Below are 12,096 nucleotides of genomic sequence, written 5' to 3'. Positions count from 1 at the left end.
GATCTCTCATGATAACGTCAGCGCTTTACTATAGTTGTACCAACATAGCGCTCACCCGAGGTCAAAGAACCCTACCAATTCAAACGCCTAAGCATTCATATGCACAACACAGCCCTCAATGTAATGTGATGTAATCGATCAATTTGCATAACCATACTTAAATTAAACACTGAAAACACTTTATTAACAAACCTTTTAAAGGGAGTTTTTTATGTTTAATACTGTCACCAATCAGCAAGCAAAAGCCACAGCAGATCACCTACAAGCTGCGCTGCAACCTAACAAGCAAGGTTTTGTCCCAGATTACAATATACCTTTACTCGCAACAGGAGGAGGAAATAGCCAGCCAGAAACCCTCAGCGCACTTGGGCCATTGGCAGATCTCATCGGCACTTGGGCAAGTGCTCGTTTTGCGGGATTTAACGTCATGCCGCTGCCGCAAGAAACTGCTCCAGAAGGGGTTATATTATTTAATTTCCCTTACTACGAGGTGATCACCTTTAGCGCTACACAAGGAAAAGTAGTAAATCGAGGTGGCGATTATCAACAAAATAGTTATACGATCTTTTATGAGCAACGTGTATTTTTTGCCGACGGTGACAAGAAAGACCAACTTGTGCATGCTGAAAATGGCACTTGGCTCAATTTAGCCACCACCAATCAAGGTTCAGGTAAGTACAACCGCCCTCCTTATATCCCCGCTCCTTCAGGTGGAGCAAACGTGCCAATACAAAACCCAGAGCATGCGATAGTCAAACAGGTTTCAATTCCACACGGTAACTCAATTTTAGCACTTGGAAATCATCACTTTGTCGATGGTCGTCCAGAAATTCCCATTGCCAACACGCTGCCGCAACCAGAAACTAAGGCAGGTACTGCCATTGCGGGTTTGTATGGCGAAAACTCACCGAGTAATCCAAATATCAATCCGAATATCGTGTTAGAACAACAATTGCTAGTTAACCAAGCATATAACCCTATCACTAAAACGGATATTTTGACCGTTAACAGTGACAATGATGGATTAGTTTCAAGTATCCCATTTTGTAAAAACCATGTAGACGTTCCAAACTTTTCTACCACTTACTGGATAGAAAGGTTATCCAGTGGCGCGTTGCAACTGCAATACACACAGAATATTTCGCTACAGTTTAACAACACCAAAAACAGCAAACTACTGTTTCCCCACATTACTGCAAACACCCTGTTTAAGGTGGGATAGCGATACTAGGATTTCGCTTAGGTTCAAAATATAAGTTGATATCTACATGTAGTTAGTCAGGTCTCAACCTTGTTGTTATTTGCCATGGCGAATTTAGCGGTGTCTATCGCCCGGCACCAAACATCAATCTAAAGCCATGACTTTGGTCATAAAGGATTTGAAAATGAGTAATGACGTTAAAGATCTTCAGGTTCAGCTCACTGAGCTAAGTTCAAAAGTTAAAGAATTAGAAAAGCAATATTCTGAGCAGCAAGCAGAGGGAGTACGTAAATGCGACGCTTGCGCCCTTACGTGCAGTCCTTGCTATTTATGTACTCCTTGCACACCATGTACTCCATGTTCGCCTTGTACAAACTGTCTCCCTTGTGTTGTCAATTTCTGTAACTGCTGCCTTCACTGTCAGCCTACTGCTACGCCAGAATCTGCATCATTGCAATGTCTACAGTGTCAACCTTCAGGGGGCGCTAGTGTTCAATGCGCACAAAGCATACAGTGTGTTCCTTGTATCATTTCGTTCTGTGTAACCTGCCAGCCTGCGCAATGCGTTACTTGCCAACCAACACAGTGTGTATTATGTCAACCGCAGTGTGTTCCTTGCCAGCCAACACAATGTGTTTTATGTCAACCACAGTGCGTTACTTGCCAACCAACACAGTGTGTATTATGTCAACCGCAGTGTGTTCCTTGCCAACCAACACAATGTGTATTATGCCAGCCGCAGTGTGTTACTTGCCAACCAACACAATGTGTTTTATGTCAACCGCAGTGTGTTACTTGCCAGCCAACACAATGTGTTTTATGTCAGCCGCAGTGTGTTACTTGCCAACCAACACAATGTGTTTTATGTCAACCGCAGTGCGTTCCTTGCCAGCCGACACAGTGTGTGTTGTGTCAACCCTCTGTTAATCACTTTCAAGGTGCACAATTGTGTGCCGGAAGTAACCCAACATACCAATGTTATACCTGTACACCAGGTCCAATTTATTGCTGTATGTTGAGTGCAGTTCAAGGATAAAGACATTAGTGAAGCCTCTCTATCGGGGCTTCCATAACTTACAGAGGATGCATATGAATAAAGATAAAATAAGGCTATCACCTGCCGCAAGTATCTTACCTAACGATGAGGGAGTATTGCTACGCTCTGATCTTGGAGATTTTCAACTCCATGGAAAAGACATAAGTACTTTTGTTGACGACATTATTCCTTTATTAAATGGTGACTTTGGCCTCGATGAGATCGCATCACAGATAACGCAATACTCTAGTACTAGTGTTGAACAATTATTGCGCTTATTGGAGCAAAAAGGTCTCATTGAACGCGTTGTTATCAACTCAACCTCAGCTCCTTGGCCTGAACAATACCGCTTTATTAACGCGTGGCAAAATGAGGCAAAGCGTGATCCACGAACACTCCAGAATAACCGTATTCTGTGTATAGGGTTAACGCCTTGGGCGATGCCTATGCTAGAAGAGCTGTTAAATGCTGGCGTGGGGTATATTCATATTCTTGATGATGCTAATTGTACTAACCAAAGTGGCTATTATCATCATGCAGTTAATCACCTGCCAAGTAATACTACAACGGTCGATGCCTTCACAGACTACCTAAAGCAACACTTTGTTCACTCAGAAGTTAGTGCACAAACTGCCGAACTGAACTCCCCATTAGATGAAGTTATTCTTCAAAACTGGGATCTGGTTGTTATTTCTCTGCCATCGGACTCGCTCAGTGCGCATACCAACATCGCCACGCATTTAGCTAAGCTTGCACTACCCACTTTTTACGTCTCAATTGATGGACTCACCGGGCATGTAGGTCCATATGTTACCAATCAAGGCGGTGGATGCTGGAACTGTTTACGACTGCGAAAACTTGGCACTGCAATAAATCCGCAAACTGCACACAAGATTGATGAGATCACGAATAAAGCACATTCCGGCGCTCGAGCCCATTCGATTTTAAGTAGTATGTCAGCATCAATCGCAATGCAGGCTGCAACGGATATACAAACCATTTTGTTACAGTACACGCAATCTGTGCTGCAAAATACTACCAGAACAACCAATTTGGTTAGTGGAGAAAGCTCGCTTCACCCTATTATTCCAGTCCCCGAATGCGCAGTATGCTCTGGCCCTAGTGAACAAGATATTGCTGCCAACAATAAGGCGTTACCAGCCATTTCTGAATTAAAGACAGTTGAGCAATTTAAAACAATGATGCGAGGTTGGGTTGACCCAGAATTTGGCGTGATAAAACAACTAACGGGCCATGCCCCCCACTTACCTGAACTCCCAGTCACCGCATCCGCTAGCCTAAGTAGTTTTACAAGTGGTCAATTTGATCCGAGAACACAAGGCCAAGTTGGTTCAGGCAAAGGATTAGACTCGCTTTCAGCTCATATTAGTGCCGTGGGTGAAGCACTTGAACGTTATTCAGCAGCGAGATACGATATTCGTAACTGTCGTTATGCCACGGTAAATCAACTTCAAGGAGACTACGTAAACCCAGCAGATCTAGTCCTCTATTCTCCCGAGCAGTATGCAACACCAGGGTTTCCTTTTAGTAAATGGCGAAGCAAACAAAAAATTCATTGGGTTGAAGGCAATTGGATTGGCACAAGTCGCGCTACTTGGGTGCCCGCTTTAGTGAGCTACTTTAATTTTACTTGCCCTTATGAAGAACAATTCAGTCAAGTTTCTTCTAATGGCTTAGCGGCAGGTAAAGATAACGAAGATGCCGCTGTCAGAGCCTGCTTCGAACTCATTGAAAGAGATGCGATGATGCTTACCTGGTACGCCCAACTCCCTTGTACTAGATTAGATGCCGACTCTTTGCTAACTGGCAAGTTGAAGCTCATGGTCGAATCGATAACACAGCAAGGCATAGCGCTAGAGTTATACCTTCTTGACGTCGGCATCCATATCCCAACGGTTGTTTGCCTTGGTCTAGGCGATGGCATCACCACGCCTGCAGTATCAGTTTCACTAGCCACCCATGACAACATCAATGTGGCTGTCACCAAAGCATTATTGGAGCAAGGTCATGTTATGCCCTATCTTTGCAGCCTAATGCAGAGTGGGCATAAAGCTCCACAAACCGTAGAGCAGGTCAGAACGTTAGAGGATCATGCTGCATTTTATTTCTCTAGTGCACACTTATCCGCCTTTAACTTCATGAGACAGCCTAAATCTGAATCTAAACCGCTATCATGCTGGTCTTATCCTACACTTGAGGGAGCCGCAGATCTAAGACAGCGCATTACCAAAGCAGGGGTTGATATTGCCATTGTTGACGTCACTGCTTCAGACGTTGCATTAAGTCCATTTAGAGTTGCTCGAGCTGTTGGTGTTAATATGCAGCCCATTCACTTTGGCGAACAATTCAAGCGCATTGACAACCCAAGATTGCATAAACTCTTGGCAGGCCGCGCGGTTAACTTGTATCCACACCCCATTGCATAAGGACTCAGCTATGAAAGTTTTAGTATGCGGAACAAATTACGGTGCTACTTATATTCGGGCATTACAGTTTCAAAATACGGGATTGATGCTCAGTGGCATATTGTCAACTGGTGGTCTTCGCTCAACACAGTACGCTCAGTCCTTTGCCGTACCACATTACACCAATGTAGAGCAGATAACAGATAAACAAGTAGATATTGCTTGTGTGGCTATCGCTGGCGATGCCGGCATTGAGATTACTATCGCACTATTAGAAAAACATATTCATGTAATTTGTGAACATCCAATTGGGCCAACCTCGATGGCACAGGCATTAGCAGTCGCAAAAGCGAATGGCGTTAGGTTCTGGGTGAACGCCCATTTCGCCGATTTGTATCCTATTCGCTCTTTCTATGACAGCTACTTCAGTGCCGCAGCACAAGGCCAATGTATGCATCTAGACATCGCCGTTAACCTCAGGACACTGTATTCGGGACTGGATTTAATTTGTCGTCTGTTTACCGACGAAGTTGATGTGACAGTAGCCATTCAACCGAAGGCTACTTCGAGCGCGTTTGCTAGTATTTTGCTACAACGCGGGGAGATGTCCATTTCGCTGCTTTGTCAAAACTTTGCGTCTGAGTTTGATGATGGTTCAGCAACATTTATCAATCATAGAGTCTCAGCCATATTTAACCATGGCACATTACTGCTAAGCGATACTTATGGTCCGTTAACTTGGTTACCATCACCTATCACTATGTCTAGTAAAGAGTGGCGAAGCCACTACCTGCTGGAGCAACATGCGTTTACGGTGAATGAAATAATGACATTGCGCGATAAAGCCAACTTAGCCGTACTTGAACAACTTAAAGCCGTTATCTATGGCGACAGCGACTGTCCCCATTTTCAAACGCCTGACTACCTAATTGCATTATCAAAGCTTTGGGAGAATGTGTATTTAGTATTGAATGGAAGTAATGAGGCGGGTTAAAGAAAATATGCAGCAAAAGTAATATCAACTAGCCTAATTCAACGATCCATTTTTAGACGAGAAAATCTTGTCGATAGCACAGCTATGGGCAAGGTAGCGAGGTCTGTGTCGGCGAGGTAAAAGTTTTTGTTATTTAGTCGCTCAATTTGAGGGAGTATTAACGCTAAATGGAATAATAGAGTGGATCGAACAGATCCACTCAAAGCATAGACTTAAAGTACGTCTAGTAGTTCAACGTCAAAGATCAACGTTGAGAAAGGTGCGATTGCAGCACCTGCACCACGCTCGCCGTATGCAAGCTCATGCGGCACGTATAGACGCCACTTTGAACCCGCAGGCATCATTTGAAGTGCTTCAGTCCAACCTTTGATAACACCATTTACTGGGAATTCAGCTGGTTGACCACGCTCATAAGAGCTGTCAAAAGTCGTACCGTTGATTAGAGTACCGTGGTAATGAACACGTACTTTTGAATCTTCAACAGGCTTATCACCTTCGCCAGTTTCAACTACTTCATACTGAAGACCAGACTCAGTTACTGTTACTTCAGCACGCTTTGCATTTTCTTCTAGAAATGCAACACCTTCAGCTGCTAATACTTTCGCTTCTTCTTCACGACGCTGTTGGATTTCAGCATTGATCTTCTCAAATGCTGCTTGAATTTCAGGGATCTCAACGCGGAAGCTGTCACCAGCATAAGCGTCTTTCATACCTTCGAATACAGAGTTAAGGTTTAGACCTTCAAAAGGGTTTGCTTTAAGTTGCTCACCCATTTGTAAACCAATACCGTAGCTCGCTTTATCTGCGTCTGTGTTGAATTGAGACATAGTCTTTCCATATTTTTTATTAACAAGAACCTTAGATTGTATCACAGCCAAAATAGGCAAGATACCGGAGCTGCTTGATTATCAAGCAGTCGAGCTATTCGTCGGACACAAAAAAACCGCTAACTAGCGGCTTTCTCTTCGGCGTATTGTTTGAGTTTTTTCATTACAAAGGCTGCAAATGGCAGTAATAATACAAGGCCAATATTAAGCTCATCACTGTACTCTCCCAAGCTACCAACAAAGTAGTGTCCAAATCCAACCACACCAAATAATGCAATAACCACACTGGCAATTTCTGGCCAGGATTTTTCATATTTAGTGATCAGATGACCAACAAGGCAATTGAATAAAAAAATATGCAGCAGCGTCATCGTGATATCAGGGTCTTGTTGTGAATCAATCGACAACGTAAGCGCCATGTTCAGGCCACTAAGATAAAAATAACTAAATACAATCCAAATAGAACTATGTTTTATTATTGCCATGTTACTAGCTGCAGCCATACACGCCTCCAAACGAAAAAAACCGCCATTTGGAGGCGGTTTTGGGAATGAGGTGGCGGAGAGATAGGGATTTGAACCCTAGATACGCTATTAACGTATGCCGGTTTTCAAGACCGGTGCTTTCAACCACTCAGCCATCTCTCCGTTGTTGGCGCGCATTTTATGGAGTTATCCATCGGTTGTAAAGCACTATTTCGATTTTTGCATTCAAAAGCGCAAATAATAGCCGAATAATCAATAATATTGCTTTGGCCTTTTGGCAATGTAAGCAAAAATACAACTGGCGATAACCATCGCAATCACGATGATCCCCGAATCAATCATACCAATAACTGCGTTTTTTGCAGGCAGCACTTTTTCAATGATAACCGGAATAGATGAAAACAACACAACGGTACTGAGCACTTTGAATGCTCTGGAAAAATCAAATCGCTTGGTGTAACTCATCCATGTTGTTAGTAATCCTAATACCAAGATAGGCGCCAATAGCCCCATCCATATCTCACTGGTATAACTCGATAATGCAACGGTTGCCGTGCACCCTATCAAGCTCCAAATAATCCAGGCGGTCCAATTTTCCCGTTCTTTTAAAAATAAATTACCCATGACACATCTTCTTTCAATTAGCTTGTTATTTTTATTATTGTTATAGAAAACAGGATTTACTGTCTTAGAGTAGCAAACATACTGGCTATAAAACAACCACATCGGTTGTGACAGTTTAAATAATGAAAAGTTCAACAAAAAGTATCAAAGAATGTGTTACCACAACATTAATCACTGTATAAAAAAAGCGCAGCTATTGCTGCGCTCACCTTACTTTATTTTTAACCGTGGAATTTAACTTTCAGCTTTATCAAGTTCATCCACTAATAATTTGGTTTCATCCGCCCTCGGTTTTGTAAATCTCGCTAAACCGAGATAAACGACAGGTGTGAGGTAAAGCGTAAAGAAAACCGCCAAGCCTAGACCGCCAAATACGACCCAGCCGATTGCATTTCTCGATTCAGCACCTGCGCCAACCGATAAAATCAACGGTAAAGCACCAAGCAATGTAGATACTAAAGTCATCATGATAGGACGCAAACGGATCACTGCCGCTTCTTCAACGGCTTGTCTTACTGACCGTCCTTTATCACGTAACTGATCAGCGAACTCAACTAACAAGATGGCATTTTTAGCGATTAAACCAATCAACATCACTAAACCGATTTGCGAATATATGTTTAGCGAAGTACCTGTAAGATACAGCGCCAATATGGCGGAGGTGATCCCAAACGGAACTGTGATCATCACTACAACGGCACTATTCACGCTTTCAAATTGTGCAGCAAGTACGAGTAACACAATCAAAAACGCCAGCACGTAGGTAAGTAACACTTCGTTGGCCGTTTCTTCAAACGTTAAGGCTTCCCCTTTAAACGCCAGCGTCACGCTGTCAGGTAAACTCTGATCTGCCAGCGTTCGTAATTTTTCAACCACTTCAGCCATAGGCATATCTTCTGGCTGTTTCATATCCAGCTCGATACTACGACGCTGAGCGTGGCGTTCAAGCTCTGCAGCTACGCCCTCTTCTACAATAACGGCAAGGCTACTTAGCGGAACTAATGCACCAGAGCGGCTGCCAACATAAAGGTTAGCCAAATCACTTGGGTCTCTGATGGTATGGTTTTGAGCTTGCAGCATAATTGGTATGGATTGATCGCCAACATTCAAATCGGCAACATCATCACCATTAATCGCCGCCCTAAGTGTCGTTGAGATGTCACTTAAACTAACGCCAAGCTCTTCTGCTCTTCGACGGTCAATGTTTACGCGTAGCTGAGGTTGTGAGGGTTGATAAGAGATTTGCACCGGCGCCACGTCTGGCATTTCTTTTTCAACCAAAACCGCAAATTGTTGCGCAGCTTTAAAGATCTCAAAATAGTCGTTACCAAGTAGCGCAAGCTCGATACCACCACCTTGGCCTCTTAGGTTTAAGCTATTTGCACCAAAGGCACGAGCCGGTGCGCCAGGTATATTACCAAGCGGTCCTCTGATCTTATCGATAATTTCCTGTTGCGAGAAATGACGCTCATCCCAATGCTTTAATGGCACAGTGATGAACACGATATTGGGATCCCACTGACCGACAACCGTATAGATTGACTCTATTTCTCCGCTTTCAACAAAAGGTAATAAAATATCTTCCATTTGTTTGGCTTGTCTATCCATAAAGTTAAGACCAACACCGTCAGGCCCTCTTGCGAAAATGCGAATTTTACCTCTGTCTTCAGATGGCAAAAGCTCATTATCCAATTGCGAATAGAGCGCACCAGACAAGCTCGCAATAACCACAAATACACCAAAGGTTAGCCATGCATGGTCAAGTACCCAGTGGATCGTACCGCGATACATTTCTGCGAGTTTCACACCAACACTTGAAAACAGGTGCTTTTTGCTATCTTGCTTTACTTTTAACTTAGATGTTAATGCTGGCACCAATGACAGTGCCACAAATGAAGAAATAATCACGGCACCAGCTAACACGCCACCAAACTCCCTGAACAGTCGGCCCGCAGTCGAGGGTAAAAAGGCAATCGGTACGAATACCGCAGCAAGTACTGCGGTTGTCGCAACTACAGCAAAGAAGACTTCTCTTGTCCCAAGTACCGCCGCAGCGCGACGACCTATCCCTTCGCCACGACGACGCTGAATATTCTCACTAACAACAATCGCATCATCTACGATAAGTCCAGTGGCCAACACCAGTGCTAGCAAGGTTAAAATATTAACCGAGAAGCCAAGCGCCCAGATCAGCGCCAAAGAGCCGATAAGCGCAACCGGGATTGCAAAAGCTGGAATAAGCGTCGCACGCCACGAGCCAATAAATACCCAAAGCGTGAATACCACCAGCAATATGGTTATCACCAAAGAGCTTAAGACTTCGTCTACGGATGAGCGAATAAACTGTGCATCATCGGAGGTGACGAATAGCTCCAGATCTGGAAAGCGTACTTTTATCTTATCAACGAGTTGCAGCACTTCATCTGAGATTTCAATGGTATTGGACTGTGCTTGGCGAATGATCTCAAGCCCAATTACAGGCTCTCCGTCAAGCCTCACCATAGAGCGAGGATCAGCCGGTCCAAAATACACAGAGGCAATATCCCCCACCCGAGTCTCGCCACGAATGATGATATCACTCACCTGCTCAGCGGTTACAGAAGTGGCATCAGCACGGACAATCAGCTGCTGATCGTCAGACTTTAAACTGCCTGCGGGTACATCAAACGGTGCTTGTCTAAGCGCCGCAGCAACATCCGGAACGGTTAGATTAAAGCTTGTCAGTTTTAAGGGATCAAGTCTTACGCGCAGCACCCGTTCTCTATCGCCGTTCAGGCGCACATCGGCCACGCCTGGAATAGTCAAAAACTGCGGCGCTAAGTCTTTTTCTACTCGCTCGGTCAATCCTTCAAGTGTTAAAGAGGCACTACTTACAGTTAAAGAAACCACGGCTTCTGCGTCATTATCCGCTTTAATAATGGACACCCGTTCAACTTCCTCCGGTAGCTCTCTTTGTACTCGAGAAACGGATTCGCGTGTTTCGTTTGCTGCATCGTCTAGATTAATGCCCGGACGAAATTCAACAACAATCCGTGCATTATTTTCTTCACTTTGTGCACGAATGCTTTTTACACCACTGACACGCGCGACTGCGCCTTCTAACTTACTCGTTACTTCGGTGTCGACGGTCTCAGGCGAGCCGCCGGGAAACGATGCGGACACCGTTAAACGCGGCCTATCTACATCGGGCAGTTCACGAACTTCAACGCCGGCAAGAGCAGCAATACCTGCAATAATAATCAATAAATTTAATACAACGATTAATACCGGACGGCGAATGGCCATCGACGGTAAGTCTTGTAACTGTGGTAACTCCGGTTTAGTCACGATTTATTCCTTCGCCAGTGCATTCGTCACCGCAATTTCTTGCCCAGGACGAAGACGTTGCACCCCTTCTACAACTAATAACTCTCTTGCTGCCAAATCACCTGATACCAGCAATTTTCCCGGCAAACGCTGTTGGATTTTGACATCAATACGCTTAGCTTTGCCATCTACTTCTTTCCATACATAAGGACCTGTTGCGCCCCAAAGCAGTGCAGCTTCAGGAATAACGGCAAACTCCTCACCTAATACCGTTAGCGATACTCTAAAGCTCATTCCAGGCAAAAAACGGTCATTGCGGTTTTCAAAGATGGCTTTGATTTTTAGTGTGCGGGCTGTTGGGTCTATTCTAGAGTCCATTTGCGCTATCTTTGCGTCGATCCGTGTTGAATTATCATTCCAAGGTGTCAGCAGCACGCTATCGGTCGATTTAAGCATGCCATACGCCGATTCCGGTGCCGCAAATTGAACATACAACTTGTCAAAGTTATCGATACTCGCAATCGCGGTTTGGGTGGTAATGCGATCTCCAACCTCAACGTCGGTGAGTCCCATTACGCCAGAAAAAGGGGCGATCACTTGGCGGTCTTCTAATTCATTCTTAGCTTGGATCAAGGCGACTTTTGCTAAGTCTCTATCCGTTACCGCTTTATCTAATTCATTAATTGGGACGGCACCACGCTTTTGGCTATCAGTTAGGCGGTCGACGGTGCGCTGCGCATCTGCAAGACGAATTTTAGCTTCTTCAAGCGCCGCTTTTTGGCGGCGTGAGTCTAGCTCCAATAGCAAAGTACCCGCTTTAACCTGATCGCCCGGTTTAAAATGTACCGCAGTCACCCTATCACCAATCGCGGGATACAAAATAACCGATTGAATCGCTTCAGCATTACCTACTGCCTGAATTTGCTGGCTACTACTTTCAAATTGAATCGGCTCTGCAATCACTTGCGAAGGTTTCGCCAAAGCGGCATTGGTTATCAGCATAGTGGCTGTAAAAACCACCAAGCGCGTTACTTTACACATATTAACCTTAATAATTTCCATTGTTCTTATCTATATTTGAGTGTAACAGTTAATCACTCACATCAAGATAAACTATTCGATAACACACAGTATAAGTGCGATAAGATGCAGTATGCCTTGCAGCGTTTTAAAGGCAAGATAAGCCCATGTAAAGTA

Annotated in this window: 9 protein-coding genes and 1 tRNA gene; 4 read left to right on the top strand and 6 right to left on the bottom strand. The window is 44.2% G+C overall.

Annotated features, from left to right (window positions below):
• Positions 1 to 211 precede the first annotated feature (211 nt).
• The 4 genes from CTT31_RS08825 to CTT31_RS08810 all read left to right on the top strand — a co-directional run bounded on the left by CTT31_RS08825 (position 212) and on the right by CTT31_RS08810 (position 5,657).
• A complete protein-coding gene (locus CTT31_RS08825; RefSeq protein WP_010604792.1) occupies positions 212 to 1,222 on the top strand; it encodes a heme-binding protein in 1,011 nt (336 codons plus the stop codon).
• Positions 1,223 to 1,788: 566 nt separating this feature from the next.
• A complete protein-coding gene (locus tag CTT31_RS08820) occupies positions 1,789 to 2,220 on the top strand; it encodes a hypothetical protein (RefSeq protein WP_260492380.1) in 432 nt (143 codons plus the stop codon).
• 70 nt (positions 2,221 to 2,290) lie between these two features.
• Positions 2,291 to 4,684, top strand: a complete 2,394-nt coding sequence (locus CTT31_RS08815; RefSeq protein ID WP_260492379.1) for a TOMM precursor leader peptide-binding protein — start codon at positions 2,291 to 2,293, stop codon at positions 4,682 to 4,684.
• Positions 4,685 to 4,694: 10 nt separating this feature from the next.
• Positions 4,695 to 5,657 (top strand): Gfo/Idh/MocA family oxidoreductase, encoded by a 963-nt coding sequence (locus tag CTT31_RS08810; protein WP_260492378.1) that lies wholly within the window; start codon positions 4,695 to 4,697, stop codon positions 5,655 to 5,657.
• A gap of 212 nt (positions 5,658 to 5,869) precedes the next feature.
• Here the strand turns inward: CTT31_RS08810 and CTT31_RS08805 are convergent, their stop codons facing one another.
• The 6 genes from CTT31_RS08805 to CTT31_RS08780 form a co-directional block, all read right to left on the bottom strand.
• Positions 5,870 to 6,484 (bottom strand): FKBP-type peptidyl-prolyl cis-trans isomerase, encoded by a 615-nt coding sequence (locus CTT31_RS08805; protein ID WP_010604796.1) that lies wholly within the window; start codon positions 6,482 to 6,484, stop codon positions 5,870 to 5,872.
• 119 nt (positions 6,485 to 6,603) lie between these two features.
• A complete protein-coding gene (locus CTT31_RS08800; RefSeq protein ID WP_260492377.1) occupies positions 6,604 to 6,987 on the bottom strand; it encodes a hypothetical protein in 384 nt (127 codons plus the stop codon).
• A gap of 53 nt (positions 6,988 to 7,040) precedes the next feature.
• Positions 7,041 to 7,131 (bottom strand) — tRNA-Ser (locus CTT31_RS08795).
• Between the two features lie 90 nt (positions 7,132 to 7,221).
• The gene (locus CTT31_RS08790) at positions 7,222 to 7,593 is read right to left on the bottom strand and encodes a hypothetical protein (protein ID WP_010379077.1); all 372 of its coding nucleotides are present in this window, start codon (positions 7,591 to 7,593) and stop codon (positions 7,222 to 7,224) included.
• A 234-nt stretch (positions 7,594 to 7,827) separates the two neighbouring features.
• A complete protein-coding gene (locus tag CTT31_RS08785) occupies positions 7,828 to 10,878 on the bottom strand; it encodes an efflux RND transporter permease subunit (protein WP_260492404.1) in 3,051 nt (1,016 codons plus the stop codon).
• Between the two features lie 45 nt (positions 10,879 to 10,923).
• Positions 10,924 to 11,961 (bottom strand): efflux RND transporter periplasmic adaptor subunit, encoded by a 1,038-nt coding sequence (locus CTT31_RS08780; protein WP_010604799.1) that lies wholly within the window; start codon positions 11,959 to 11,961, stop codon positions 10,924 to 10,926.
• Positions 11,962 to 12,096 lie beyond the last annotated feature (135 nt).

The sequence above is a fragment of the Pseudoalteromonas maricaloris genome (assembly GCF_024746855.1).
Lineage (GTDB): Bacteria > Pseudomonadota > Gammaproteobacteria > Enterobacterales > Alteromonadaceae > Pseudoalteromonas > Pseudoalteromonas maricaloris.
This window is presented reverse-complemented; position numbering and strand designations above follow the sequence as displayed.